The sequence below is a fragment of the Pseudomonas maumuensis genome (genome assembly GCF_019139675.1).
Lineage (GTDB): Bacteria > Pseudomonadota > Gammaproteobacteria > Pseudomonadales > Pseudomonadaceae > Aquipseudomonas > Aquipseudomonas maumuensis.
Map to the genome: position 1 here is coordinate 5,353,884 of NZ_CP077077.1, position 26,657 is coordinate 5,380,540.

General features: G+C 62.8%; 28 protein-coding genes. 15 read left to right on the forward strand and 13 right to left on the reverse strand.

Annotated elements, in window-relative coordinates:
* Positions 1-53: 53 nt before the first annotated feature.
* Positions 54-2,516 (forward strand): penicillin-binding protein 1A, encoded by a 2,463-nt coding sequence (locus tag KSS90_RS23800; RefSeq protein WP_217867513.1) that lies wholly within the window; start codon positions 54-56, stop codon positions 2,514-2,516.
* 487 nt (positions 2,517-3,003) lie between these two features.
* Here KSS90_RS23800 and KSS90_RS23805 read toward each other — a convergent pair whose 3' ends face one another.
* The 3 genes from KSS90_RS23805 to rpmE all read right to left on the reverse strand — a co-directional run bounded on the left by KSS90_RS23805 (position 3,004) and on the right by rpmE (position 5,491).
* Positions 3,004-4,272 (reverse strand): malic enzyme-like NAD(P)-binding protein, encoded by a 1,269-nt coding sequence (locus KSS90_RS23805; RefSeq protein ID WP_046853841.1) that lies wholly within the window; start codon positions 4,270-4,272, stop codon positions 3,004-3,006.
* Positions 4,273-4,451: 179 nt separating this feature from the next.
* On the reverse strand, positions 4,452-5,273 hold the full coding sequence (locus KSS90_RS23810) for a thermonuclease family protein (protein WP_217867514.1): 822 nt from the start codon (positions 5,271-5,273) through the stop codon (positions 4,452-4,454).
* Between the two features lie 2 nt (positions 5,274-5,275).
* Positions 5,276-5,491, reverse strand: a complete 216-nt coding sequence (gene rpmE, locus KSS90_RS23815) for a 50S ribosomal protein L31 (protein WP_031315083.1) — start codon at positions 5,489-5,491, stop codon at positions 5,276-5,278.
* A 169-nt stretch (positions 5,492-5,660) separates the two neighbouring features.
* Here rpmE and KSS90_RS23820 point away from each other — a divergent pair, with 169 nt between their 5' ends.
* The 3 genes from KSS90_RS23820 to KSS90_RS23830 all read left to right on the forward strand — a co-directional run bounded on the left by KSS90_RS23820 (position 5,661) and on the right by KSS90_RS23830 (position 10,514).
* Entirely contained in the window at positions 5,661-7,880 is a 2,220-nt protein-coding gene (locus KSS90_RS23820) for a primosomal protein N' (RefSeq protein WP_217867515.1), read from the forward strand.
* 191 nt (positions 7,881-8,071) lie between these two features.
* Positions 8,072-9,808 carry an arginine--tRNA ligase gene (argS, locus tag KSS90_RS23825; RefSeq protein ID WP_217867516.1) on the forward strand — a complete coding sequence of 579 codons (1,737 nt, stop codon included), beginning with the start codon at positions 8,072-8,074 and terminating at the stop codon, positions 9,806-9,808.
* A 1-nt stretch (position 9,809) separates the two neighbouring features.
* Complete coding sequence (locus tag KSS90_RS23830; RefSeq protein ID WP_217867517.1) at positions 9,810-10,514, forward strand: SPOR domain-containing protein; 705 nt, start codon at positions 9,810-9,812, stop codon at positions 10,512-10,514.
* 40 nt (positions 10,515-10,554) lie between these two features.
* On the opposite strand, the gene KSS90_RS23835 is transcribed toward KSS90_RS23830, so the two are convergent.
* Positions 10,555-10,980, reverse strand: a complete 426-nt coding sequence (locus KSS90_RS23835) for an NINE protein (protein WP_217867518.1) — start codon at positions 10,978-10,980, stop codon at positions 10,555-10,557.
* Positions 10,981-11,137: 157 nt separating this feature from the next.
* On the opposite strand from KSS90_RS23835, the gene KSS90_RS23840 reads away from it, so the two are divergent.
* Positions 11,138-11,788, forward strand: a complete 651-nt coding sequence (locus KSS90_RS23840) for a C40 family peptidase (RefSeq protein ID WP_217867519.1) — start codon at positions 11,138-11,140, stop codon at positions 11,786-11,788.
* A 33-nt stretch (positions 11,789-11,821) separates the two neighbouring features.
* Here KSS90_RS23840 and KSS90_RS23845 read toward each other — a convergent pair whose 3' ends face one another.
* Complete coding sequence (locus tag KSS90_RS23845; RefSeq protein WP_217867520.1) at positions 11,822-12,799, reverse strand: type IV pilus twitching motility protein PilT; 978 nt, start codon at positions 12,797-12,799, stop codon at positions 11,822-11,824.
* Between the two features lie 65 nt (positions 12,800-12,864).
* Here KSS90_RS23845 and KSS90_RS23850 point away from each other — a divergent pair, with 65 nt between their 5' ends.
* The 9 genes from KSS90_RS23850 to KSS90_RS23890 all read left to right on the forward strand — a co-directional run bounded on the left by KSS90_RS23850 (position 12,865) and on the right by KSS90_RS23890 (position 19,427).
* Positions 12,865-13,551: a YggS family pyridoxal phosphate-dependent enzyme gene (locus KSS90_RS23850; protein WP_217867521.1), complete on the forward strand. Its 687-nt coding sequence runs from the start codon at positions 12,865-12,867 to the stop codon at positions 13,549-13,551.
* A 39-nt stretch (positions 13,552-13,590) separates the two neighbouring features.
* On the forward strand, positions 13,591-14,409 hold the full coding sequence (gene proC / locus KSS90_RS23855; protein WP_217867522.1) for a pyrroline-5-carboxylate reductase: 819 nt from the start codon (positions 13,591-13,593) through the stop codon (positions 14,407-14,409).
* A 10-nt stretch (positions 14,410-14,419) separates the two neighbouring features.
* Positions 14,420-15,010 carry a YggT family protein gene (locus tag KSS90_RS23860; RefSeq protein ID WP_217867523.1) on the forward strand — a complete coding sequence of 197 codons (591 nt, stop codon included), beginning with the start codon at positions 14,420-14,422 and terminating at the stop codon, positions 15,008-15,010.
* Positions 15,011-15,098: 88 nt separating this feature from the next.
* The gene (gene metX, locus KSS90_RS23865; RefSeq protein WP_217867524.1) at positions 15,099-16,238 is read left to right on the forward strand and encodes a homoserine O-succinyltransferase MetX; all 1,140 of its coding nucleotides are present in this window, start codon (positions 15,099-15,101) and stop codon (positions 16,236-16,238) included.
* A gap of 7 nt (positions 16,239-16,245) precedes the next feature.
* The gene (gene metW, locus KSS90_RS23870) at positions 16,246-16,866 is read left to right on the forward strand and encodes a methionine biosynthesis protein MetW (RefSeq protein WP_217867525.1); all 621 of its coding nucleotides are present in this window, start codon (positions 16,246-16,248) and stop codon (positions 16,864-16,866) included.
* Between the two features lie 22 nt (positions 16,867-16,888).
* The gene (locus KSS90_RS23875) at positions 16,889-17,323 is read left to right on the forward strand and encodes a DUF4426 domain-containing protein (protein WP_217867526.1); all 435 of its coding nucleotides are present in this window, start codon (positions 16,889-16,891) and stop codon (positions 17,321-17,323) included.
* Positions 17,320-17,916, forward strand: coding sequence for an RdgB/HAM1 family non-canonical purine NTP pyrophosphatase (gene rdgB / locus KSS90_RS23880; RefSeq protein ID WP_217867527.1), 597 nt, complete (start codon positions 17,320-17,322; stop codon positions 17,914-17,916). The genes KSS90_RS23875 and rdgB overlap by 4 nt, the downstream gene beginning before the upstream one ends.
* A complete protein-coding gene (hemW, locus tag KSS90_RS23885) occupies positions 17,913-19,091 on the forward strand; it encodes a radical SAM family heme chaperone HemW (protein WP_217867528.1) in 1,179 nt (392 codons plus the stop codon). Before rdgB ends, hemW begins: the two co-directional genes overlap by 4 nt.
* A 9-nt stretch (positions 19,092-19,100) precedes the next feature.
* A complete protein-coding gene (locus KSS90_RS23890; protein WP_011531731.1) occupies positions 19,101-19,427 on the forward strand; it encodes a DUF3392 family protein in 327 nt (108 codons plus the stop codon).
* 78 nt (positions 19,428-19,505) lie between these two features.
* Here KSS90_RS23890 and KSS90_RS23895 read toward each other — a convergent pair whose 3' ends face one another.
* From KSS90_RS23895 to KSS90_RS23920, 6 genes are all read right to left on the reverse strand, one after another.
* Complete coding sequence (locus tag KSS90_RS23895; protein ID WP_217867529.1) at positions 19,506-19,667, reverse strand: hypothetical protein; 162 nt, start codon at positions 19,665-19,667, stop codon at positions 19,506-19,508.
* 572 nt (positions 19,668-20,239) lie between these two features.
* On the reverse strand, positions 20,240-21,034 hold the full coding sequence (locus KSS90_RS23900; protein WP_217867530.1) for a hypothetical protein: 795 nt from the start codon (positions 21,032-21,034) through the stop codon (positions 20,240-20,242).
* A gap of 64 nt (positions 21,035-21,098) precedes the next feature.
* Positions 21,099-21,821 (reverse strand): tRNA (guanosine(46)-N7)-methyltransferase TrmB, encoded by a 723-nt coding sequence (gene trmB, locus KSS90_RS23905; RefSeq protein WP_217867531.1) that lies wholly within the window; start codon positions 21,819-21,821, stop codon positions 21,099-21,101.
* A gap of 9 nt (positions 21,822-21,830) precedes the next feature.
* Positions 21,831-22,643: a thiazole synthase gene (locus KSS90_RS23910; RefSeq protein ID WP_046853827.1), complete on the reverse strand. Its 813-nt coding sequence runs from the start codon at positions 22,641-22,643 to the stop codon at positions 21,831-21,833.
* A 53-nt stretch (positions 22,644-22,696) separates the two neighbouring features.
* On the reverse strand, positions 22,697-22,897 hold the full coding sequence (gene thiS, locus KSS90_RS23915) for a sulfur carrier protein ThiS (protein ID WP_038707614.1): 201 nt from the start codon (positions 22,895-22,897) through the stop codon (positions 22,697-22,699).
* 103 nt (positions 22,898-23,000) lie between these two features.
* Positions 23,001-23,372: a DUF423 domain-containing protein gene (locus tag KSS90_RS23920; protein ID WP_094011016.1), complete on the reverse strand. Its 372-nt coding sequence runs from the start codon at positions 23,370-23,372 to the stop codon at positions 23,001-23,003.
* 64 nt (positions 23,373-23,436) lie between these two features.
* Here KSS90_RS23920 and mtgA point away from each other — a divergent pair, with 64 nt between their 5' ends.
* Positions 23,437-24,147, forward strand: a complete 711-nt coding sequence (gene mtgA, locus KSS90_RS23925; protein ID WP_217867532.1) for a monofunctional biosynthetic peptidoglycan transglycosylase — start codon at positions 23,437-23,439, stop codon at positions 24,145-24,147.
* Positions 24,148-24,397: 250 nt separating this feature from the next.
* Here the strand turns inward: mtgA and KSS90_RS23930 are convergent, their stop codons facing one another.
* Positions 24,398-25,486: a hypothetical protein gene (locus KSS90_RS23930; RefSeq protein WP_217867533.1), complete on the reverse strand. Its 1,089-nt coding sequence runs from the start codon at positions 25,484-25,486 to the stop codon at positions 24,398-24,400.
* A 213-nt stretch (positions 25,487-25,699) separates the two neighbouring features.
* Positions 25,700-26,554 carry an RNA polymerase sigma factor RpoH gene (gene rpoH, locus KSS90_RS23935; protein WP_023630664.1) on the reverse strand — a complete coding sequence of 285 codons (855 nt, stop codon included), beginning with the start codon at positions 26,552-26,554 and terminating at the stop codon, positions 25,700-25,702.
* Positions 26,555-26,657 lie beyond the last annotated feature (103 nt).

Consider the following 26,657-nt stretch of genomic DNA (forward strand, 5'->3'; position numbering starts at 1 on the left):
TCTGTCCGCCGGCCCCGCGCGCAACCCACTCTCAACCTGGACACCCAAAAGCCTTGATACGCCTGCTGAAGTTCTTCTGGTGGTCTCTCGTCGCCGTCATCTGCGCGCTCGTGCTCGGTGTGAGCGGTGCGTTTCTGTATCTTAGTCCCAGCCTGCCCTCGGTCGACGCGCTCAGAAGCGTCCAGTTGCAAATCCCCCTGAGGGTCTACAGCAGCGACGGCAAGCTGATCGCCGAGTTCGGCGAAATGCGGCGCTCGCCGATCAAGTTCCAGGAAATTCCCCCACAGTTCATCCAGGCGCTTCTGTCCGCCGAGGATGACAATTTCCTCAATCACTATGGCGTCGACCCCAGCAGCCTGATGCGTGCGGCCTCGCAGTTGGTCAAGTCCGGGCATATCCAGAGCGGCGGCAGCACCATCACCATGCAGGTGGCGAAGAACTTCTTCCTCACCAGCGAACGCAGCTTCTCACGCAAGACCAACGAGATTCTCCTGGCCCTGCAGATCGAACGTGAGCTGACCAAGGACGAGATCCTCGAGCTGTACGTCAACAAGATCTACCTGGGCAACCGCGCCTACGGCATCGACGCCGCGGCGCAGGTGTACTACGGCAAATCGATCCGTGACGTCAGCCTCGCGCAGATGGCCATGATCGCCGGCCTGCCCAAAGCGCCATCGCGCTTCAATCCGCTGGCCAACCCGGTACGCGCGAAGGAGCGCCGCGACTGGATCCTCGGGCGCATGTACAAGCTTGGCAAGATCGACGAAGCCAGCTACCAGACCGCCCTGGCCGAGCCGCTGAATGCCAGCTACCACGTGCCGACCCCAGAGGTGAATGCGCCCTACGTCGCCGAGATGGCCCGCGCCGAGATGGTCGGCCGCTACGGTAGCGACGCTTACACCGAAGGCTTCCGGGTCACCACCACCGTCCCGAGCGACATGCAGCAGATGGCCAATAGCGCAGTCCTCAACGGCCTCAGCGAGTACGACGAACGCCACGGCTACCGCGGCCCCGAGGCGCGCTTCCCTGGCAAGACGCGTGCGGCCTGGCTGCAGGAGCTGAGCAAGCAACGTACCCTTGGCGGCCTGGAGCCCGCCATCGTCACCCAGGTCGAGAGGACCGGACTGAAGGTGATGACCCGTGGCGGACTGGAGGAAAACGTCGCCTGGGACACCATGAAGTGGGCCCGCCCATACCTCAACAGCAACTCGCAGGGGCGCTCGCCGCAGTCGCCGGCGGATGTGTCCCAGGTCGGCGACCTGGTACGCCTGCAACGCCTGGACGATGGCAAGCTGAAGTTCAGCCAGGTGCCCGGCGCCCAGAGCGCGCTGGTCACCCTCGACCCTTACAACGGCGCCATCCGCGCCCTGGTCGGCGGTTTCTCCTTCGAACAGAGCAACTACAACCGCGCCATGCAGGCCAAGCGCCAGCCTGGCTCGAGCTTCAAGCCATTCGTCTACAGCGCCGCCCTGGACAACGGCTACACCGCCGCCAGCTTGGTCAACGACGCCCCGATCGTGTTCGTCGACGAGTACCTGGACAAGGTCTGGCGGCCGAAGAACGACACCAATACGTTCCTCGGCCCGATCCGCATGCGCGAGGCGCTGTACAAGTCGCGCAACCTCGTATCGATCCGCCTGCTGCAGGCGATGGGCGTGGATCGCACCATCGACTACATCGCCAAGTTCGGCTTCAACAAGCAGGACCTGCCACGCAACCTGTCGCTGGCGCTGGGCACCGCAACACTCACGCCGATGGAGATCGCCACAGGCTGGAGCACCTTCGCCAACGGCGGCTACAAGATCAGCCCATACCTGATCGAGCGTGTCGAGAGCCGCAACGGCGAAACCCTGTTCACCGCAAACCCGCCACGCGTGCCGCAGGGCAGCCAGGACCAGGCCGGCCTCGCCGCACCTGAGGCCCCCATCAGCGCCGCTCCGATGCCAGGCGAGGCGCCGTTGGCCGCAGGCCAGATCACCCCGGCACTCCAAGTACCCCAGGCCCCCGCCGTGGCCGAGCAGATCATCGATGGCCGCACCTCGTACATTCTCACCAGCATGCTGCAGGACGTGATCAAGCGCGGCACCGGCCGCCGCGCCTTGGCCCTCGGCCGTTCGGACCTGGCGGGCAAGACCGGTACCACCAACGAGTCCAAGGACGCCTGGTTCTCCGGCTACAACGCCGACTACGTAACCACCGTCTGGGTCGGCTTCGACCAGCCGGAAACCCTGGGGCGCCGCGAATACGGTGGTACCGTGGCCCTGCCGATCTGGATGAGCTTCATGGGCGCCGCGCTCAAGGGCATGCCCGAGCACCCGCCAGCCGAACCCGAGGGCATCCTCAGCCTGCGCGTCGACCCGATCAGCGGCCGCGCCGCCACGCCGAGCACACCGAACGCCTACTTCGAACTGTTCAAGGCCGAGGACTCGCCACCGTCGGCGGACGAACTGGGCAACGGCGCAGCACCGGGCAGCCCGCTGCCGGCAGATGAAGCAGCGCCGATGGATCTGTTCTAAAGGGCAACCTTTGCAGGTTTTCGGTGAGGGCCGCCAGGTGCTCGCCGAAAACATTGCAGCGCTCTCAAGATCGAGCGCCGCCCGCGCGGCGCATCGCTGGCAAGCCAGCTCCCACATCTGTTTCGGGCCAGTTATGCCTGTAAAGGTACCGCTGCCCGCCTTAGTTCATGCCTCAAGTCTTGTGAGGGGCCGGCGACGCCCACCTCGCCACCGCGTTATGCCACCAAGGCGGACAGTGGAGATGGACCAGTAGTAACTGGCCCGAAACAAATGTGGGAGCTGGCTTGCCAGCGATGCGCCGCGCGGGCGGCGCTCGATCTGGTAGGCGCTGCAAGGCTGTCGGCGAGCACCAGCAAGCCCTGACGCGATCGCCCTGAAAGGGATGACATTGAACTCCGCGTGCGCAGGCCTGCCCCGCAATAACCCAGGCCCAACAAAAAGCCCCGACTCTCGCGAGCCGGGGCTTTTTCATGACACTACGACTGGATCAGCCGTTGAACACGTCATCCACGCTCTTGAGCGGGTAGTGCTTCGGATACGGCAGGGTGGCCACACCGGACTCGATGGCGGCCTTGGCCACGGCATCGGAAACCACGGTGATCAGGCGAGCGTCCAGCGGCTTCGGAATGATGTACTCACGGCCGAACTCCAGGGCTTGCACGCCATAGGCTTCGCAGACTTCCTTCGGCACCGGCAGCTTGGCCAGGTCCTTCAGGGCGATGGCGGCAGCGATCTTCATCTCTTCGTTGATGCGCTTGGCGCGAACGTCCAGGGCACCACGGAAGATGAACGGGAAGCCCAGTACGTTGTTGACCTGGTTCGGGTAGTCGGAACGACCGGTGGCCATGATCACGTCGCTGCGGGTGGCGTGAGCCAGCTCCGGGGCGATTTCCGGGTCCGGGTTCGAGCAGGCGAACACGATCGGGTTGGCGGCCATCGACTTCAGGCCTTCTGCGCTCAGCAGGTTAGGGCCGGACAAGCCGACGAACACGTCTGCGCCGTCGAGGGCGTCAGCCAGGGTGCGCTTGTCGGTGGCGTGGGCGAACTGGGCCTTGTACTGGTTCAGGTCGTCGCGGCCAGCGTGGATCACACCGCTGCGGTCGATCATGAAGATGTTCTCGACCTTGGCACCCATGCTCACCAGCAGCTTCATGCAGGAGATGGCCGCGGCACCGGCGCCCAGGCAGACGATCTTGGCGTCTTCGAGCTTCTTGCCGGCGATTTCCAGAGCGTTGATCATGCCGGCCGCGGTAACGATCGCGGTGCCGTGCTGGTCATCGTGGAAGACGGGAATGTCGCACTGCTCAATCAGCGTGCGCTCGATCTCGAAGCACTCAGGTGCCTTGATGTCTTCCAGGTTGATGCCGCCGAAGGTGATGGAGATACGGCGAACGGTGTCGATGAAAGCCTGCGGGCTCTCCGACTCGACTTCGATGTCGAACACGTCGATACCAGCGAAACGCTTGAACAGAACACCCTTGCCTTCCATGACCGGCTTGGAGGCCAGTGGGCCGAGGTCACCCAGACCGAGGATGGCGGTGCCATCGGAGATCACCGCAACCAGGTTGCCCTTGCCGGTGTACTTGTAGGCCAGCTCCGGATCACGGCCGATCTCGCGCACAGGCTCGGCGACACCCGGGCTGTAGGCCAGGGCAAGGTCACGGGCGGTGGCGGTTGGCTTGGAGAGCTCGACGCTCAGTTTCCCCGGACGAGGCTGAGCGTGGTATTCGAGAGCGGCGGTTTTCAGGTCTGACATGATGGGCATTCCGCTATTTACTGTTCTGACGGACCGCCGAGGATACGCAAAGAGCCGGGGGGCGACAAGACTGCCCGGTCACTATGTGTCAAGGCCTTTGGCCTACGACTTTACGCTATAACCCACGGGGCTTACGGGAGCCAGTGTGTACAATCCAATAGCAAAATGTCTACAACTATTTAGCCAGAAACAAGCGCCAACATGCTTGGATCGGTCAATGGCAACAGCCAGCGTCGCTGCCCAGGCTTGAGCCCGCCCTTGCGGGAACGATCCAGCACCCAGCCACGCGCCTCGACCTGGCGTCCCTTGAGGTTAGCGAAGAAGCTGGCGGGGAAGTTGCGCTGCAGACGAGCGGGAACCTGCAGAACCACGCCCTCGTCAAGTTCCAGCCAGATGCCGCCGCGATTGCGCTCGATCCCGTTGATCCTGCCGCCGATCACTGCGAATCCGGATTGCCGCACATCGCGCCCGCGGGTGACCGGCGATTGTCGCCACAGCCCGGCCCTGGCCTTGCGCGCCTGCTGCTCGGCCTGCTGCTGGCAGCCCGATAGCTGCACATTGGGTGCAATGGCCACCTGGTAGCCCAGCCCCTCGCTGAGCAGTTGTGCTTCCAGATTGTTGCCAGCGCGGCCATAGATATGCGCCAGGATACGGCCGTACTTGTCCTTGGGTTCTACGCCCGGAACCAGCCCGACACGACCATCGCTGGCCTTCACCAGTGCCTGCAAGCGCCTCTTGGCAGCCTCGGCATAAGGTTCGCTGGTACGCCCCTTGCGGCCGATCTCTGGCGCATTGATGCCGATCAGCCGCACGCTGCGCCCATCGACCAGGCGCAGGGTGTCGCCATCGACCACCTGGCGCACTGCCACCGTTTGCGGTTTGTCAGGCGACGGACAGAAGGCCAGGGCCGGGAAATGCCAGATCGCGCCCACAAAAAAGGCGCCCACAAGGGGCGCCTTCTTTTGCAACAGCGCGAATCCCGAAGGCTTCGCCATGCGCATGATTACTTCTTGGCACCGAACATGCCGAAGCGATCGGCGAACTTCTGTACGCGGCCGCCGGTGTCCAGGACTTTCTGCTTACCGGTGTAGAACGGGTGGCACAGGTTGCAAACGTCGATCGCCAGGACGCTGCCCATGGTCGAACGAGTTTCAAACTTGTTGCCGCAGCTGCAGGTGACTGCAACTACTTCGTAGTTCGGATGAATATCTGCTTTCATGGTCACTTCCTCGAGCTGCGTGCCGCCACCCAACACCTATTGTTGAATACCGCACGTAATTAGGCGGCGAATAATACCAGAGAGCAGCCGTAGCGCAAGTTGTCGCTTGCACCGACCGTCGTCTGCTAGGCTCGCCTGATTTGTGAAACGCCCTCCAGAGACCTTCCGCGTGTCCGACGTCATTCTGCGCCTTGCCCTGCCCTCGCCCCTGCGTCGCCTGTTCGACTACCGGGCGCCCGCGAGCATGGCGCGCCAGGCGCTGACGCCCGGTATGCGTATCCGCGTACCGTTCGGGCGCCGCGAGATGATCGGCGTGCTGGTGGAGGTCGCGCAGCAGAGCGAAGTCCCGGCCGACAAGCTCAAGCCGGCCAGCGCCTTGCTCGATCCTGTCTCGCCCCTGCCACCAGCCTTGTTCAAGCTGTGCCTGTGGACCGCGCAGTATTACCAGCACAGCCTGGGGGACACCCTCAACTGGGCGCTGCCGACACTGCTGCGCCAGGGCGAACCGGCGGAGGCACGCCAAGAGCGTTTCTGGCATGTCGCACCCGGCGCACGCCTGGAAGACCCACGCATCGCCCGCGCCCCCCGCCAGCGCGACGCCCTAAAGACGCTGTCGCAACACCCCCACGGCGTTGCCCACAGCCTGCTGAGCAAGCTCGGCCTGAACAAAGACAGCCTCGACCTGCTGCTGGCCAAGGAACTGGTGGAAGTCGAAGTGCGCCGCCACCTGCCAGCGGCGCGCCACGAGCACTGGCTGGCCCAACCGGAACTGCCGCTCAACGAAGAGCAGCGCGCTGCTTTCGAGGCCGTGCGCTCGGGCTTCGGCGCCTTTCACGCCTACCTGCTGGCTGGCGTCACCGGCAGCGGCAAGACCGAGGTCTACCTGCAGCTGATCCGCGAAACCCTCGAAGCCGGCAAGCAGGCGCTGATCCTGATCCCCGAGATCAATCTCGGCCCGCAAACCCTGCAACGCTTCGAGCAGCGCTTCAACGCGCGCATCGCCCTGCTGCATTCGGCGGTGGGTGATCGCGAGCGCCTGGACGCCTGGCTGGCGGCCCGCGATGGCGATGCGGACATCATCATCGGCACCCGCTCGGCGCTGTTCACCCCGATGAAGAACCCGGGCCTGATCATCATCGACGAAGAACACGACGGCTCCTATAAACAGCAGGAAGGCCTGCGCTACCACGCCCGCGACCTGGCCGTGGTGCGCGCGCACCAGGAGAACATCCCGATCCTGCTGGGCTCGGCCACACCGTCGCTGGAAAGCCTGCACAACGCCCACAGCGGCCGCTACGGCCTGCTGCGTATGAACCAGCGCGCCGGCGGCGCCAAGGCGCCGCGCTTCCTGCGCCTGGACGTGCGCAGCCTGCCGCTGGACAGCGGCATCAGCGGCCCGTTGCAACAGGCCATCCGCCAGACGCTCGAGGCCGGCCAGCAGGTGCTGGTGTTCCTCAACCGCCGCGGCTTCGCCCCAACATTGCTGTGCCACGACTGCGGCTGGCTCTCCGAATGCCCGCGTTGCGATGCGCGCATGACCGTACACCAACGCTCCGCGGTACTGCGCTGCCATCATTGCGGCTACGACGAACGCCTGCCACTGCAATGCCCACAATGCGCCCATGTCGACCTGCGCCCGGTGGGCGCTGGTACCGAACGTGCCGAGGAGCGGCTGAAGGTGCTGTTCCCGGACTACCCGATCCTGCGTGTGGACCGCGACAGCACCTCGCGCAAGGACGCCATGCACAACCTGTTCGCCACCATCCAGCGCGGCCAGCCGAGCATCCTGGTCGGCACCCAAATGCTCGCCAAGGGGCACCACTTTCCTCGCGTCACCCTTGTCGCAATCCTGGACGCCGATGGAGGGCTGTTCTCCGGTGACTTCCGCGCCAGCGAACGCATGGCCCAGCTGATCGTCCAGGTCGCTGGCCGCGCCGGGCGCGCCGAGGAGCCGGGCAAAGTCATTGTGCAGACCCACCTGGCCGACCACCCACTGCTGGTGCAATTGACCGAACAGGGCTACTTCGCCTTCGCCGAACAGGCCTTGAGCGAGCGCCGGGCGGCCGGGTTGCCACCCTTCGCCCACCTGGCGCTGCTGCGCGCCGACGCGCACAAGCCGGGCCAGGCGGAAGGCTTCCTTGACGAAGCCTGCGCCGCCGCCGAGCGCGTACTTGCCGAGCAGGGCCTGCACGGCATCGAGTTGCTCGGTCCGGTCCCGGCCCCCATGGAACGACGGGCGGGCAGGTTCCGTGCGCAACTATTGCTCCAGGCCAATGCCCGGGCACCCCTGCATCGACTGATCAGTGCCTGGTTGCTAGTGTTGGAGCAGATGCCGTCGGGGCGCCAGGTGCGCTGGTCACTGGATGTCGATCCTGTGGACCTGTATTGAGCGACAAACTGCAAGCCTCAAGCTGCAAGAAACAGCTGGCTTGCGCTGGGGCCTCTACTTGCAGCTTGCCGCTTGAAACTTGCAGCTCGCCGCTCAAAGGTTGGCAACCCGCGCCCGGCAACGGATAATGCCCAGTTTTTCCACCTGCGCATCGAAGCGCTCACCGCGCTTGCGGTCGAAAAGAGAACCCCATGAAAGACACCATTCGCCAGCTGATCCAGCAAGCCCTCACCCAACTCGTCGCCGACGGTGTGCTGCCTGAAGGGCTGACGCCGGCGATCCAGGTGGAAAACGCCCGGGACAAGACCCACGGCGACTTCGCCAGCAACATCGCCATGATGCTGGCCAAGCCGGCCGGCATGAAGCCGCGCGACCTGGCCGAGAAAATCATCGCCAGCCTGCCGACCAGCGCCGACATCAGCAAGGCCGAGATCGCCGGCCCCGGCTTCCTGAACTTCTTCCAGAACACCGACGCCCTGGCCAACCGACTCGACGCCGCCCTGGCCGACGAGCACCTGGGCGTGCGCAAGGCCGGCCCGGCAGAAAAGGTGGTGATCGACATGTCGGCGCCCAACCTGGCCAAGGAGATGCACGTCGGCCACCTGCGCTCGACCATCATCGGCGACAGCGTCGCCCGCGTGCTGGAATTCCTCGGCGACAAGGTCATCCGCCAGAACCACGTGGGCGACTGGGGCACCCAGTTCGGCATGCTGCTGGCCTACCTGGAAGAAAATCCGATCACCAGCGACGAACTGTCGGACCTGGAGAATTTCTACCGCGCCGCCAAGAAGCGCTTCGACGAGTCCGAAGAGTTCGCCACCCGCGCCCGCGGCCTGGTGGTCAAGCTGCAGGCCGGTGACCCTGAGTGCATGGCTCTGTGGACGCGCTTCAAGGACATCTCGCTGTCGCACTGCCAGAAGACCTACGAGCTGCTCAACGTCAAACTGACCATGGCCGACGTCATGGGCGAGAGCGCCTACAACGCCGACCTCGCCAACGTGGTCGCCGACCTCAAGAGCAAGGGCCTGCTGGTCGAGGACCAAGGCGCCCAGTGCGTGTTCCTCGAGGAGTTCAAGAACGCCGAGGGCGAGCCGCTGCCGGTGATCGTGCAGAAGGCCGACGGCGGCTACCTGTACGCCACCACCGACCTGGCCGCCGTGCGCTATCGCAGCAACAAGCTGCAGGCCGACCGTGCCCTGTACTTCGTTGACCAGCGCCAGGCCCTGCACTTCAACCAGGTGTTCGAAGTGGCCCGCCGCGCAGGCTTCGTCGGCCACCCGATGAAGATGGAGCACATGGGCTTCGGCACCATGAATGGCGCCGATGGCCGCCCGTTCAAGACCCGCGATGGCGGCACCGTCAAGCTGATCGACCTGCTCACCGAGGCCAAGGACCGCGCCTACGCGCTGGTCAAGGAGAAGAACCCGTCGCTGGCCGAGGACGAACTGCGTCACATCGGCGAGGTGGTCGGCATCGGCGCGGTCAAGTACGCCGACCTGTCCAAGCACCGCACCAGCGACTACAGCTTCAACTTCGAGCTGATGCTCAACTTCGAAGGCAACACCGCGCCGTACCTGCTGTACGCCTACACCCGCGTGGCCGGTGTGTTCCGCAAGCTCGGCAAGGGCTTCGACGAGGTCGACGGCAGCATCGTCCTGCAGGCAGCGCATGAGCAGGACCTGGCCGCGCGCCTGGCGCAGTTCGGCGAGATCCTCAACAACGTCGCTGAAAAAGGCACGCCTCACGTGCTATGCACCTACCTGTACGACCTCGCCGGCCTGTTCTCCAGCTTCTACGAGAACTGCCCGATCCTTTCCGCCGAAACCACCGAACAACAGCAGAGCCGCCTGCGCCTGGCTGCCCTGACCGGCCGCACCCTCAAGCAGGGCCTGGAACTGCTCGGCCTGGAAACCCTGGAGCGCATGTAAGTTGGCTGCAAAGAAAAAACCCGCACCCAAGCGCGGCGCCAGCCGCTCCCAGCCGCCTGCCAGCAAGCAGCCGATTCCGGGCTGGGTGTGGCTGGCGGTCGGCCTGACCGTGGGGGCGTTCATCGCCTTCCTGATGAAGCTCGAACCCGGTGGCGCCGATATCAAGCGCACCAAGCCCGAGCAGCAGAAGCAGGAGAAGGTCGCCGAAGCGAGCAAGACCACCACTCCGACGCCACAGCAGCCGGTGAAGCCGAAGTACGACTTCTACACCCTGCTGCCGGAGTCGGAAGTGATCGTGCCGCCCGAGGCAGTGCCGGAGAAAACTCCGCCGGTACCGGCGCAGCCGCCCGTGCCGAGCACGCCGGTCACTCCGGCGGAAGCGGCGAAGATCGATACCGCCCGCGCCCAGGCTGCGCTGCTGGGGCAGACGCCGCCACCGGCACCACCGGTGATCAAGCCAGCGGCCACCACCCAGTTCTTCCTGCAGGCCGGTTCGTTCCGCAAACAGGCCGATGCCGACAAGGTCCGTGCGCAAATCATTCTGCTTGGCCAGGCGGTCAAGGTGGAGTCGGGCACGGTGAAGGAAGAGACCTGGTACCGCGTGATGGTCGGCCCGTTCAGCAACCGCGAACAGTTGACCGTGGCGCAGAAACAACTGGCCGGTGCAGGCTTCAGCAACCTGCTGCTGCAACAGCGGCGTCAGTAACAGAAAAAGGCCTTGCCGCTCGCAGCGACAAGGCCTTTTTTCATACCCGGCGACGCTCGGCGTTGACCTGGGAAATCTGGCTGTTGAGCGTCCAGAAGTCATACAGCACGCCCAACAGGAACAACCCGCCGGTGAACAGGTAGATCAGCGCACTGATCCACTTGCCCTGATACAGCCGATGCACGCCGAAGATGCCGAGGAAGGTCAGCAGGATCCACGCCAGGTTGTAATCCACTCCGCCCGACTCGAAACGCATGTCCGCCTCACGGTCCATCGACGGGATCAGGAACAGGTCGATCAGCCAGCCGATGCCCAGCAGCCCCAGAGTGAAGAACCAGATGGTGCCGGTGATCGGCTTGCCATAGTAGAAGCGGTGCGAGCCGGTAAAGCCGAAGATCCACAGCAGGTAGCCAAGAACCTTGCTATGGGTGTCGTGCGAGGGTGTGCCCTGTTGATAACCATTCATTCGAAGCCCTCGTGGGATAGCCGAAAATTTTCTAAGGAAAAATGTGACTTTTTCGTTTTGACCCGACATATGGTACGTGCTTGAGCGACCAACGGATCAGAATTTGATCAAAAAGCTGTTATAAAGTTGCGCGCCAACACCTATAAGAGCTTCATCTATGCCACCTTTTCTCAAGACATGGCTGACCCTCTGCCTTTTGTTACCCCTGGCCGCCCACGCCACCAACCGTGAGCAACGACTTCCCAGCGGATTCACCGGCTATACCAGCAACGCTGACGCCACGGTGAAACGCACCCCGGTTCAGTATCGCAGCACCTCCTTGCGCGCTCGGCCGGCCAACGCCGCCAAACAGCACACCGTGGGCATGCAGGCCGTGGCCATGTCGCCCAAGCAGAGCAGCGAAGTGCTCAGTCGCGCCGTGAACGTGCTCGGCACGCCCTATCGCTGGGGCGGCAGCAGCCCGAAGAAGGGCTTCGACTGCAGCGGCCTGGTCAAGTACGCATTCAACGACGTGGCCGATGTCGACCTGCCACGCACTTCCAACGCCATGGCCCAGGGCCAGGGCGTGAAGGTGGCCAAGAGCGATCTCAAGCCAGGCGACCTGATCTTCTTCAACATCAAGAGCCGTCGGGTCAATCATGTCGCCATCTACCTTGGCAACGACCGCTTCATCCATGCGCCGCGCACCGGCAAGCGGGTGAGCATCGACAGCCTGGAAAAGCCTTACTGGCAGAAGCACTACGTGGTGGCCAAGCGCGTATTGCCGAAGGACCAGCAGCAGCAAGCGCTGCGCCTGGCCAAGCGCTGAACTGGCCATCGCGGGCTTGCCCCGCGATGGCGCTCACGCCCCCAACGCCCGCATCGCCGCCTCCATCGTTCGCATCCCGACCGCCCCTCCTGACTGCATCAACGAATAGACCTGCGCCATCCGCCCCTCACGGACCAGGTTGCGTACCGCAGGCGTCACCACCAGCACCTCGCGCGCCGCTACACGCCCGCCACCCCGCCGCCTGACCAGCACCTGCGCGACCACCAGGCGCAGCGACTCGGCGAGCATGGTGCGCACCAACGGTTTTTCCTCGGGCGCGAACACCTCTACCAGCCGGTCGACACTGTTCACCGCCGAACGCGTATGCACGGTGGCAAGCACCAGGTGCCCGGTTTCCGCTGCCCGCAACGCCAGGCGAATACTCTCCAGGTCGCGCAACTCACCGATCACGATCACGTCTGGATCCTGACGCAGGGCACTACGCAGGCCCTGGGCAAGGTCGCGGCTATGACTGCCGACCTCTCGTTGATTGACCAGGCTGCGCTGCCCGCTGTGGATAAACTCGATCGGGTCTTCGAGGGTGACGATGTGCAGCGCATAGTCGCGGTTGAGCCGGTCAACCAGCGCCGCCAAGGTGCTGGACTTGCCGCTGCCGGTCGGTCCACCTATCAGCACCAGGCCATCCCGGCACCCGGCGATATGCTCGAAGAGCTCCACCAGTTCAAGCGCTTCGATAGTTGGCAGCTGCGGCGGAATCAGACGCACGCTGACACCCAGCCCCTTGCACTGGCGGAACAGGTTCAGCCGAAAGCGTCCCACTCCAGACAGGCTCAAGACCAGGTCCAGCTCATCCCCAGCCAGCCATTGCCGGCACTGTTCATCATCGAGCAGCGCAGCCATGCCCTGCTCCAGCGCCCCCGCGGTCAAAGGCAGCAGGTCCAGGCGCCGAAGCTCGCCATCCAGACGCAGCAACGGCACCTCCCCCACAGCCAGGTGCAGGTCGCTGGCACCTGCGGCAGAGGCCTGCCCCAATAACTCAGTCACATCCATGAGACTCCCCAACGACGTTCAAGCAGGTAGAATGCCGCAGACCCCAAAGCCGTCGGCGACGAACCATGTCCACCCTAGCAGACAACATTTCCGTCATTGCCCGCCGCATCGACAGTGCGGCCCGGGCCGCCGGGCGCGACCCGGCCAGCGTGCAGCTGCTGGCGGTGAGCAAGACCAAGCCGGCCAGCGCCATCCGCGAGGCCTATGCGGCCGGCTTGCGCGATGTGGGTGAGAATTACCTTCAGGAAGCCCTGACCAAACAACAGGCACTTTCCGACCTGCCCTTGATCTGGCACTTCATTGGCCCCATTCAGTCGAACAAGACCAAGGCCATCGCCGAGCATTTCGACTGGGTACACTCCGTGGACCGCCTGAAGATCGCCCAACGCCTCTCGGAGCAGCGACCTGCCGAGCTGCCACCGCTGAACATCTGCCTGCAGGTGAATGTCAGCGGCGAGGACAGCAAGTCCGGTTGTTCGCCCGCCGAACTGCCAGCACTTGCGCAGGCCGTGAACGCCCTGCCCGGCCTGCGCCTGCGCGGGTTGATGGCAATCCCGGAACCTACCGAGGACCGCGCCGAGCAAGAGGCCGCTTTCGCCACGCTACGTGAACTGCAGGCGCAGCTCGATCTTGGCCTGGACACCCTGTCCATGGGCATGAGCCATGACCTGGAAGCGGCCATCGCCCAAGGTGCGACCTGGGTCCGCATCGGTACCGCCTTGTTCGGCGCCCGCGACTACGGCCAGGCCTGATTCCATGCTTAACTCACTCTTCCCCCACAAGGACCCGACATGAGCAAGACTCGTATTGCCTTTATCGGCGCCGGCAACATGGCCGCCAGCCTGATTGGCGGCCTGCGCGCCCAGGGCCTGGACACCGCGCTGATCCGTGCCAGCGACCCGGGTGCCGAAACCCGCGCACGGATCACCGCCGAGCACGGCATCGAAGCCTTTGCAGACAACGCCCAGGCCATCGATGGCGTGGACGTGATCGTCCTGGCAGTCAAACCGCAAGTCATGAAAGCGGTCTGCGAAACGCTGAAACCGAGCCTGAAACCGGGCCAACTGGTGGTTTCCATTGCCGCCGGCATCACCTGCGCCAGCCTGCAGGCCTGGCTGGGCGCGATCCCGCTGGTACGCTGCATGCCGAATACGCCGGCACTGCTGCGCCAGGGCGTCAGTGGCTTGTACGCAACCCGGGAAGTTTCCATGGAACAACGCCGCCAGGCCGAACAGTTGCTGTCAGCCGTGGGCACCGCCCTGTGGCTTGAGCACGAACAGCAACTGGACGCCGTCACTGCCGTCTCCGGCAGCGGCCCGGCGTACTTCTTCCTGCTGATCGAAGCCATGACCGCTGCCGGCGAAAAACTCGGCCTGCCGCGCGAGACCGCCTCGCAGCTGACCCTGCAGACCGCCCTGGGCGCCGCCCGCATGGCGGTTTCCAGCGACGTCGACGCCGCCGAGCTGCGTCGCCGCGTCACCTCGCCGGCCGGCACCACGGAAGCGGCGATCAAATCGTTCCAGGCCAACGGCTTCGAGGCCATCGTCGAACAGGCCCTGCAAGCCGCGGCGAAACGCTCGGCCGAGCTGGCCGAGAAACTGGGCAAATAAGGAGCTTTTGATGAATGCACTGTCCGGCGCCGCGATCTTCGTGGTGCAAACCCTGGTCAGCCTGTACCTGGTGATCGTCCTGCTGCGCTTCGTGCTGCAGCTGGTCAAGGCCGACTTCTACAACCCGCTGAGCCAGTTCGCCGTGCGCGCCACCCAGCCACTGCTCAAGCCGCTGCGCCGCATGGTCCCCAGCATCGCCGGCCTGGATACCTCCTCGTTGCTGCTGTCGATCATCATCCAGGCGCTGCTGATGGCCTTCGTGCTGATGGTCACCTACGGCACCTTCGGCGACATCTTGCACCTGCTGATGTGGTCGATCCTGGGCATCACCTCGCTGTTCCTGAAGATCTTCTGGGTGGCGATGATCGTCATGGTGATCGTTTCCTGGGTCGCGCCGAACAGCCACAACCCGGCTGCGGAACTGGCCTACCAGATAAGCGAACCGGTGCTGGCGCCGTTCCGCCGCCTGGTGCCGAACCTCGGCGGCATGGACATCTCGCCGATCTTCGCCTTCATCGCCATCCAGGTGATCCAGTCGTTCCTCATGCCCCAACTGGCCGCCTACGCCGGCATGCCGCAAGAGCTGTGGCGGATGATCTGACCCACCCTGCATCCAGCGGCAAGCCTTTGCTTGCCGCTGGGGGTAGCGCTCTTTAGACTTACGCCTCCGTCAAGCGTGAGCAGGGTCGATGTCCACTGTCCTTCCCGAAGATTCCGTTGGTCTGGTCACACCGCAGATCGCCCGGTTCGATGAACCACTGGCCCTGGCCTGTGGCCGCGCCCTGGCCTCGTACGAACTGATCTACGAAACCTATGGCACCCTCAACAGCAGCGCCAGCAACGCCGTGCTGATCTGCCATGCGTTGTCCGGCCACCACCATGCCGCCGGCTACCATGCCACCACCGACCGCAAGCCGGGCTGGTGGGACAGCTGCATCGGCCCCGGCAAGCCGATCGACACCAACCGTTTCTTCGTGGTCAGCCTGAACAACCTCGGCGGCTGCAATGGCAGCACCGGCCCCAGCAGCATCAACCCCGCCACTGGCAAGCCCTACGGCGCCGACTTCCCGGTACTGACCGTGGAAGACTGGGTACATAGCCAGGCGCGCCTGGCCGATCGCCTGGGGATCCGGACCTGGGCCGCCATCGTCGGCGGCAGCCTGGGCGGCATGCAAGCGCTGCAATGGACCATCACCTACCCGGACCGGGTGCGCCACTGCGTGGACATCGCCTCGGCGCCCAAGCTGTCGGCGCAGAACATCGCCTTCAACGAAGTGGCGCGCCAGGCCATCCTCACCGACCCCGAGTTCCACGGCGGCTCGTTCCAGGACCAGGGCGTGATCCCCAAGCGCGGGCTGATGCTGGCACGCATGGTCGGCCATATCACCTACCTGTCCGACGACTCGATGGGCGAGAAATTCGGCCGTGAGCTCAAGAGCGACAAGCTCAACTACGACTTCCACAGCGTCGAGTTCCAGGTCGAAAGCTACCTGCGCTACCAGGGCGAGGAGTTCTCCGGGCGTTTCGACGCCAATACCTACCTGCTGATGACCAAGGCGCTGGACTACTACGACCCGGCCGCCGCCCATGGCGGCGACCTGGCGGCAACCCTGGCACATGTCACGGCGGACTTCTGCATCATGTCGTTCACCACCGACTGGCGCTTCTCGCCGGCCCGTTCGCGGGAAATCGTCGACGCCCTGATGGCCGCGCGCAAGAACGTCTGCTACCTGGACATCGACTCGCCCTACGGCCACGACGCCTTCCTCATCCCCACCCCCCGCTACATGCAGGGTTTCGCCAACTACATGAACCGCATCGCCGTCTGAGGACCCCATGAGAGCCGACCTGGAAATCATCCAAGACTGGATCCCCGCCGGCAGCCGGGTACTCGACCTGGGCTGCGGCAACGGCGAACTGCTGGCCTCGCTGCGCGAGCGCAAGAACGTCACCGGCTACGGCCTGGAGATCGACCCCGACAACATCGCCGCCTGCGTGGCCAAGGGTGTCAACGTGATCGAGCAGGACCTGGACAAGGGCCTGGGCAACTTCGCCAGCAACAGCTTCGACGTGGTGGTCATGACCCAGGCCCTGCAGGCCGTGGAGTACCCTGACCGGATCCTCGACGAAATGCTGCGAGTGGGCCGCCAGTGCATCATCACCTTCCCCAACTTCGGCCACTGGCGCTGCCGCTGGTACCTGGCGACCAAGGGTCGCATGCCGGTTTCGGACTTCATGCCGTATACCTGGTACAACACGCCGAACATCCACTTCTGCACCTTCGAGGACTTCGAGAACCTGTGCCATGAGCGCAAGGCCAAGGTCCTCGACCGCCTGGCCGTCGACCGCCTGCACCGTAACGGGTTGGGCGGTCGGCTTTGGCCTAATCTTCTAGGTGAGATCGGTATCTATCGGGTCAGCAGCCCCGGCCTGCAGGAGCATCAGCTCGCAGTCTGACCCTCAACGGAGGAATAGCATCATGCGTCGACTAGCACTGTTTCTGATCAGCCTGTGCCTGGCCTTGCCGGTACTGGCTGCCGATGCCGCCAGGCCCGAGCGCAAGGAAGTGTTCGGTGATGTGACGGTCCACTACAGCGCCTTCACCTCGAGCATGCTGCAACCCGACATCGCTGCCGCCACGGGCCTGACCCGCAGCAAGAACCAGGGCGTGCTCAACATCGCCGTGATCAAGGCCGGCAAACCCGCGATGGCAGTGGTCAGCGGCACGGTGAAAGACCTCACCGGGCGCAGCAGTCGGTTGTCGTTCAAGCAGATTACCGATCAGGGTGCGATTTACTACATCGCCCAGTTCAAGATCGACCGGGCCGAAACCGTCACCTTCGACCTTAACGTCGAGACCGGCGGGGTCAGCAATAAACTCAGCTTCAACCAGGAAGTGTTCCCAGGCGAATGATGAATATCCAGCAACTCGTATTGGCCAGCCACAACGCCGGCAAGCTCAAGGAACTGCAGGCCATGCTCGGCGAGTCCGTACACCTGCGCTCGATCGGTGAGTTCAGCCAGGTAGAGCCGGAAGAGACCGGCCTGTCGTTCGTCGAGAACGCCATCCTCAAAGCACGCAACGCCGCACGCATCTCCGGCCTGCCGGCGCTGGCCGACGACTCGGGCCTGGCGGTGGACTTCCTCGGCGGCGCGCCGGGTATCTACTCGGCGCGCTATGCCGACGGCAAGGGCGACGCGGCGAACAACGCCAAGCTGCTCGATGCGCTCAAGGACGTGCCTGAAGAGCAGCGCGGCGCGCAGTTCGTCTGCGTCCTGGCCCTGGTGCGGCACGCCGACGACCCGCTGCCGATCCTCTGCGAAGGCCTGTGGCACGGCAGCATCCTGTTCGAGGCCAGCGGCGAACACGGCTTCGGCTACGACCCGCTGTTCTGGGTGCCGGAGCGCAAATGCTCCAGCGCCGACCTCGCCCCGGTCGACAAGAACCAACTCAGCCACCGCGCCCGCGCCATGGCCCTGCTGCGTCAGCGTCTGGGCCTGGCATGAGCGAAAAGCTGTTGGTACAGCCGGCGGGCCTGATCCTTCCCGAACTCCCGCCGCTGTCGCTGTACATCCACATTCCCTGGTGCGTGCGTAAATGCCCGTACTGCGACTTCAACTCGCATCAGGCGGGGCCGACCCTGCCGGAAGCCGAGTACATCGACGCCCTGCTCGCCGATCTCGACCAGGAAATGCATGCCGTCCAGGGCCGTCCGATCAGCACCATCTTCTTCGGCGGCGGCACCCCCAGCCTGTTCAGCGCCGATGCGCTGGGCCGCCTGCTGCGTGGTGTCGAGCAACGCATTCCGTTCGCCCCGGACATCGAGATCACCCTCGAAGCCAACCCGGGCACCTTCGAGCAGGAGAAGTTCAAGGCCTACCGCCAGACCGGCATCAACCGGTTGTCCATCGGCGTGCAGAGCTTCCAGCCCGCCAAGCTCGAAAGACTCGGGCGCATCCACAATGGCGCCGAAGCGGTACGCGCCGCCGATATGGCCCGCGCGGCGGGCTTCGACAACTTCAACATGGACCTGATGCACGGCTTGCCAGACCAGTCGCTGGACGACGCCCTGGGCGACCTGCGCCAGGCCATCGAACTGGCTCCAACGCACCTGTCCTGGTACCAGCTGACGGTAGAACCCAACACGGTGTTCTGGAACCAGCCGCCTGAGCTACCCGAGGACGACATCCTCTGGGATATCCAGGAAGCCGGCCAGGCGCTGATGGCCGACCACGGTTACCGCCAGTATGAAGTCTCGGCCTACGCCCAAGCCGGTCGTGCCGCGCGGCACAACCTCAACTACTGGCGCTTCGGCGACTTCATCGGCATCGGTGCCGGCGCCCATGGCAAGCTGTCGTTCCCGGACGGACGCATCCTACGCACCTGGAAGACCCGCCTGCCCAAGGACTACCTGAACCCGTCCAAGCCGTTCAAGGCCGGCGAAAAGCTGTTGCCGCCCGATGAGCTACCTTTCGAGTTCCTGATGAACGCGCTGCGCCTCACCGACGGAGTGGAGGCCGAGCTGTTCAACCTGCGTACCGGCCTGCCCCTTGCACAACTGGCCGAAGCCCGCCGTGAAGCCGAACAAAAAGGCCTTTTGCGGGTCGAACCGGATCGGCTGGCCGCCACGCCGCGCGGTCAGTTGTTCCTCAATGACTTGCTGCAGTACTTCTTGAATTAAGGATGACCCATGGACCTGGTACTTGACCTGCTCTCGACCGTTTCCCGCTGGAGCCGCAGCAACCTCTCGGAAATCTCGCTGGCCCTGGTGGGCTGCCTGCTGGTGCTGTTCGGCACCGATATCAAGGGCTGGGTGGAAGGGCGCCTGGGCGGCCTGGCCGGCGCCTTGCGCGTGCCGTTCATGGCGCTGCTGGTGATGATCGGCAGCGGCGCGGCGCTGATCTATGCGACGCCGTGGATCGTCAAGGGACTGGGGCAGTTCAACAACTATGCGCTGGCGCCGGTGCTGCTGGTGGTGCTGGTTTTGATCGGCGTGGTCGCTGATCGGCGGGGGTGAGCGTCAGCTAAAAGCCGCCCTGGCGGGCCAGGGCGGCTTCTCACCCGACTAACCCCTTAATGGGCATCGTCGAAGTGATCACGCAGGAAGTCCCTGACGGCCCTGAAAACGATCAGGATCCGAATGAGCTTCCAGACGCGGCTCAGCGTATTCAGCAAACGCTTCATATGCCTTGGCCTCCGTGTTGGCTGGGCCAATCTTCCAGCGTCTGACCGGCACTTCGACGCCTTCGGTGATCATGTGGGTTATCGCCAGTGAAGTGGCCAGGTGGATGGCCCTTCGAAAATCACACCGGCGCGGTTCGTAGGCCGCGTCGAAGGGGCCGAGACAGCAAAGTCATTGGTTTCCCGGCCCGCCACTGGATATCCTTACATGAGAGCGCAGCGATCTTACGACAATCGAAAGTTCAAGACTGTTACCAGCTCAGTCACAGATAATGCCGAATATTTCCATGATTGACGCTGTTTTGAGGCTGCCCTAATATCTCTCCCGTGGGTTGTCTCCAGTGAAACCAAAGTACGCAGGCCAAGGATTCGTAACCCAAAGCCCGCATAAAAAAACCGCCCTTCGCCAGGCGGTTTTTTTATGTCTGCAGACAGGCTTCGCTGGTGCCCTGTCGATGCCTTTCAGAATGCTGGTGTTGGCCGATCAGCAGGGCTGAGCGCCTGCTTTAAGCCGCCCTAGCAGGCCAGGGCAGCTCCTCTTTCCAGCATCTACACCGGCTGTCGTAGGCCGCGTCAGAGGGACCGAGAGAAGCTTCTGGTATTGGGGGAGCCCCGCGAGCTGACGTAAGTCGATCACCATGAGCACAATCAGGATCGCTCACGCGCCAATTCCGACTCCAGCCTTTGCCTCCAGCGCCCCCCTTTTTTGCACCCCAAGACTTCCGACTGACGCAGCAGCGCCAAACGCTCGGATAATGCCAAATCAGGCTGCATGGCCAAGAGATACAACCCCTCGGCCTTGTACATGTCGTATGTCAGCGAACGTGTGGATGCCTCCACGGCTTCGGCGAACCAGCGGGGACCTCCTGGCAGCTGAACGGAAAAGGCGTTTGGCGGGGTTGAACACCTACTTTCACGCAAAACCTGCGGATAAAGCGACAGGAACGGATCGTCTCGCTCCAACGCACGCCTAAGTGCCTGGAACTGCTCGGCCTGTTCCACGGTGTACTCAAAACTCTTAGCCGCGGGCCTGCACCGGTACTGATAAGCGATCGCCGCTGCCAGGAATCCTCGATCCACCGCCTGATGCAAGCGAACACAAGACGCTGACTGCGGCGTTTCGTCATGCCCGCCAGTAAGGGGGTGGAGACCTGACTGCCAGAACAGCGCCAGCACCTCGCCCGCATCAGCCGCCTGATCGATGTGAGCACGCGCCTCGGCAATGGCGACGTTCATTGCCAAAAGGCGCTCAAGGTCGTCGGCCTCCCCTCTTGCTTCGCCTGCGGCAAGCTCCTTGAGCTGCTCATTGGCCTGCTGCATCAGCGCTTGGGCATGTACCAGGTGCTGTTGTGAAGAAAGTGGGGGCGCACTCAACAGGTCGGCGATCCCAAAACAGACAACAAGGACGAGTCCTGTCAGCGGCAGCACAACACGAAGTTTCAAAGCGCAGTCCTTTACGCACAGGGAAGGGGCCAGAGGCGCAACGACACCTCTGGCAGGGAGAGGATCAAGCCAGCTTTTCGAACTTCAGGTCCCACACCCCATGCCCAAGACGCTCACCGCGACGCTCGAACTTGGTGATCGGCCGCTCTTCCGGGCGTGGCACGTAGGTACCATCAGCCGCCTGGTTGCGATAGCCGGGCGCTGCGCTCATCACTTCCAGCATGTACTCGGCATAGGGCTCCCAGTCGGTCGCCATGTGGAACACGCCACTGGGCTTGAGTTTGCGGCGCACCAGCTCGGCGAACTCCAGCTGAACGATCCGGCGCTTGTGGTGACGCGCCTTGTGCCACGGATCGGGGAAGAACAGCATCAGACGGTCAAGGCTGTTGTCCGCCACGCAGCGGTTGAGCACTTCGATGGCATCACAGTCGTACACCCGCAGGTTCTTCAGCCCCTGTGTCAGCACGCCATTAAGCAGCGCGCCGACACCCGGGCGGTGCACTTCGACACCAATGAAGTCCAGCTCGGGCGAAGCGGCGGCCATTTCCAGCAGCGAGTGGCCCATGCCGAAGCCGATCTCCAGGGTACGCGGCGCCGAACGGCCGAACACCTGGTCGTAGTCCACTGGGCTGTCGGCCAGCGGCAGGATGAACAGGGGGCCGCCCTGATCCAGGCCGCGCTGCTGGCCTTCGGTCATGCGCCCAGCGCGCATCACGAAGCTCTTGATACGGCGGTGAGGGCGGGTTTCGCCGTCTTCGGAGATCGGCGTTTCTTGCGATTCAGTCATCAGGAGCTCTTACTTGATCAGACCATCCAGCGGCGACGAGGCGCTGGCATAGAGTTTCTTCGGCATGCGGCCGGCCAGATAGGCCATGCGACCGGCAACGATGGCATGTTTCATGGCTTCGGCCATCAGTACTGGCTGCTGGGCATGGGCGATGGCCGAGTTCATCAGCACCGCTTCGCAACCCATTTCCATGGCGATGGTGGCGTCGGAGGCGGTACCCACACCGGCATCGACCAGCACCGGCACCTTGGATTCTTCCAGGATGATCTGCAGGTTGTAAGGGTTGCAGATGCCAAGGCCGGTGCCGATCAGGCCGGCCAGCGGCATGACGGCGATGCAGCCGGCTTCGGCCAGCTGACGGGCGATGATCGGGTCATCGCTGGTGTAGACCATCACATCGAAACCTTCCTTGACCAGCACTTCGGCGGCCTTGAGGGTTTCGATCACATTGGGGAACAGGGTTTTCTGGTCGGCCAGCACTTCCAGCTTCACCAGCGTCCTGGATTCATGGGACTTGCGGCCATCGAGCAGTTCACGGGCCAGGCGGCAGGTGCGCACCGCTTCCGTCGCATCGAAGCAACCGGCGGTGTTCGGCAGGATGGTGTACTTGTCTGGCGACAGCACGTCGAGCAGGTTCGGCTCGCCCGCGTTCTGGCCCAGGTTGGTACGGCGCACGGCGACGGTGACGATCTCGGCACCCGAGGCCTCGGTGGCCAGGCGGGTTTCTTCCATGTCACGGTACTTGCCGGTGCCTACCAGCAGGCGCGACTGGAAAGTGCGCCCGGCCAGGATGAAGGGCTTGTCGCTGCGAACGTTGCTCATCGTTGTTCCTCAGGAAAGATTGCGGGACTTTGCAGGCGAGGTTTCAGGGGCGGTTAGCCGCCACCGATGGCGTGGACCACCTCGACCTGGTCGCCGTCCTTGAGCTGCGTGCTCTCGTGCTGGCTGCGCGGCACGATGTCCAGGTTCAGTTCCACCGCCACCCGGCGACCGGCCAGCTCCAGCCGGCCCAGCAGTGCTGCGACGCTCTCGCCCGCGGGCAGTTCGTAAGGTTCACCGTTCAATTGAATGCGCATGCGCACGGCCACCATTGTTCTTTGGGGGCCCGCATTCTAGCCCCGATCCGCCCTGCAACCCAAGGGCGACACGCGCCATTAGTCGCGATTGTGGACCGACCGGTCAGCCCAGCCGCCAGGCGGCCAGCCCCAGGCAAAGCCAGCCAGCAAGGAAGCACAGGCCGCCCAGCGGGGTGATCATGCCGAGCTTGCCCAAGCCGCTGAGCGTGAGGGCGTAGAGGCTACCGGAGAACAGCAGGATACCTACGGCGAACAAGCCACCGGCCCAGCCGACCAGGCGCCCGGGCAAGTGCGCCGACAGCACCGCCACGCCAAGGATCGCCAGGGCATGCACCAGTTGGTAGGTGACACCGGTATGGAAGATCGCCAGGTAGTCGGCGCTGAGGCGGTTTTTCAAGCCATGAGCGGCGAAAGCGCCGAGGGCGACGCCGGTAAAGCCGAAGAACGCGGCGAGCATCAGGAAGCTGCGAAGCATGGGACGACTCCTCGGGAGGGGTCTGTATAATGGCCCGTTCCAACGGTCCGGCCAAGCCATCACCATGCTGTCATCCCTTCTTCGCCGCCTTTCCCGCGCCCTGCTCTGGTTCGCTGCTGGCAGCATCGCCGTGGTCCTGGTGTTGCGCTGGGTGCCGCCGCCCGGCACCGCGCTGATGGTCGAGCGCAAGGTGCAGTCATGGGCCAGCGGCGAGCCGATCGACCTGCAACGTGACTGGACGCCCTGGGAGGATATCTCCGACGAGCTCAAGGTGGCGGTCATCGCCGGCGAAGACCAGAAGTTCGCCAGCCACTGGGGCTTCGATATCCCCGCGATCCAGGCGGCGCTGGCCTACAACGAGCGTGGCGGCAAGGTACGCGGCGCCAGCACGCTGACCCAGCAGGTGGCCAAGAACCTGTTCCTGTGGTCCGGGCGCAGTTGGCTGCGCAAGGGGCTGGAAGCCTGGTTCACCGCCCTTATAGAGCTGTTCTGGTCAAAGGAGCGGATACTCGAGGTCTATCTGAACAGTGCCGAATGGGGCAAGGGCGTGTTCGGTGCCCAGGCGGCGGCGCGTTATCACTTCGGCGTGGATGCCAGCCGCCTGACGCGACAACAGGCCGCACAGCTCGCGGCCGTACTGCCAAGCCCGATCAAGTGGAGTGCCAGCCGCCCCAGCGCCTATGTGGCAAGCCGGGCGGGATGGATCCGCCGGCAGATGAGCCAGTTGGGTGGACCGAGCTATCTGATGCAATTGAAGAGTTCGCATAGCCCATAAGGACACGTGACAATCAATCCCACAGATATCTAGGCTCTGTATGAAAAGCCTTGATACTCAGTGGTGCTACGTTGATAACAGCCTCGGAACTCTCATTTACAACCCGAAAAGTCCGCGACTCCGACCGTTCCTCGGCTGTTTTCACCTTGCCTGACCTTCGTCTCAAATGCCCTGCCCTCTGTCTGAGGGCAGGGCATTTGAAGACCTAGTGGCAGGCCATTGAAAACATTACAGCAACCGCCTCTCAATACTATTTGGAAGGGTAAAAACTCGCAATATACCCCCTACGCTCGTTAAGGAATCGCGCAGCATCAAATTTTTCGACGATACCTACTGGCACCCCTTTGTACTTCACACTCGGATTGGAAAAGTAGGGTATAGCATCGCGCCAATCCACCATTATAGTATGGAATTCTGGTGACGAATGCTTGTAGCCTCTTGCATACGGTGGATCAAAGATCGGGGCATCCTCATTCCAACCTGTTCGCACTCCAATATTCAAAGCCAAGTGCGTTGCCAGTGCGCCAAAACAACCAACCACTGAAAAGGCATTTTCTTTTCTCGCCTGAAGAAAACTCACACCACACTTATCATCAGCAGCTATCAGCATTGACACCAAATGCGCCTGCTCTTTCTCTCGCTTCTCAACGACTCCTTCAACATCACCTTGCCGCAACGCCCTAACAAGCTCAGTAGCTCCCCTTCCACCTTCATTATAATTCGCATCATAAAAGGCTTTCGGCTGATAGCAGATCTCTACCTGACTATTGATAAAATATTGGTTAGCGTCTTGCAACGCCTGCAGCAAATGCAGCTTATATTCAGGGTGTTTTACTCTAGAGTTTTCTGTAGTTACGAACAGCAGGTTAATTGTGGTAATACCTGAAGCTTTTAAAACCACCCCGTCATCCTTAAGCTCCTCACCCATCACGCCCCCATCCTGTGGCAGCTTGGATTCATCAAGCTTCACGAGCACATGCTTCCCCTCTCCTCGTGGCTCAATGTGATAAAGCTGCTCGTCGACGTGAATACGGCCAACGAGTTTTTTTCCATCGCTTACCAAAGACGCCCATGTAAGCGGATCCATCGGCCTTTTGGTGTTCAGCCCAATCGATGCATCTCCCACCCAACCATGAGCCTTAAAGCCATCCACATCATATTTCTCACTACGCAATGCACTTAAACGTATTTCTCCTTTACCTGGGAGACAGAAACTTAGTTCCGAGGGTATCCCAGACGATAGATCTACATTGATGCCCCAGCTCTCTTCCACGACACCGGCGCTTATCTGAGCATCTTTTTCAGCATTCCCCGGCAATAAAGTAAACAGTTCACGCACGTCAGATCCAGGTGTTGAATCATAAGTAGCCATGCTATTACCCTCACAGATGTTGAGTAGTAATCTATACATGACCCCAAAAAATCGACAACTAGCAAAATTATCAGGTTGGCGTAGAAGGCAGCCTCTGATTGGAAATCTATTCACGCTTTTAAAACACAAAAAAAGCCGCTTACCAATGGTAAGCGGCTTTCGATCCCGCCAGGGCGCCGATCAGATCGTGATCAGTGCCTTGACCTTGTTCATCGCGTTCTTCTCCAGCTGGCGAATACGCTCGGCCGACACGCTGTACTTCTCTGCCAGCTCATGCAGCGTAGCCTTTTCTTCGGCCAGCCAACGCTGGTAGAGGATGTCGCGGCTGCGATCATCCAGGCCCTGCAGCGCTTCATGCAGGTTGCTGGTGGAGTTGTCGCTCCAGTCAGCGTCCTCCAGCTGCACGGCCGGGTTGTAGCGGTGGTCTTCCAGATAATGCGCAGGCGACTGGAAGGCGCTGTCGTCGTCGGCTTCCGCCGCCGGGTCGAAGGCCATGTCCTGGCCGCTCAGGCGGCTTTCCATCTCACGTACTTCACGCGGCTCGACACCCAGGCTCTCGGCAACGCGATGGACTTCGTCATTGTTCAACCAGGCCAGGCGTTTCTTCTGGCTGCGCAGGTTGAAGAACAGCTTGCGCTGGGCCTTGGTGGTGGCCACCTTGACGATGCGCCAGTTGCGCAGGATGAACTCGTGGATCTCGGCCTTGATCCAGTGCACGGCGAAGGACACCAGACGCACGCCCATTTCCGGGTTGAAGCGCTTTACCGCCTTCATCAGGCCAACGTTGCCTTCCTGGATCAGGTCGGCCTGGGCCAGCCCGTAGCCCGCATAGCTACGCGCGATGTGTACGACGAAACGCAGGTGGGCCATCACCATTTGCCGAGCGGCCTCGAGATCCTGCTCGTAATAGAGACGCTCGGCCAGTTCACGCTCCTGCTCCGGTGTCAGCAAGGGGATGCTGTTAACCGTATGCACATAGGCTTCCAGGTTTGCACCGGGAACCAGGGCATAGGCAGGTTGCAACGAATTGGTCATTCAAGTACCTCCGGCTTACAGACTCATGCCTTTTGGGCACTGCCAGCATAGACAAGGAAACCGTTGTACAAGTTCCAGGATGAAAAATTTGTCAATACTGGCC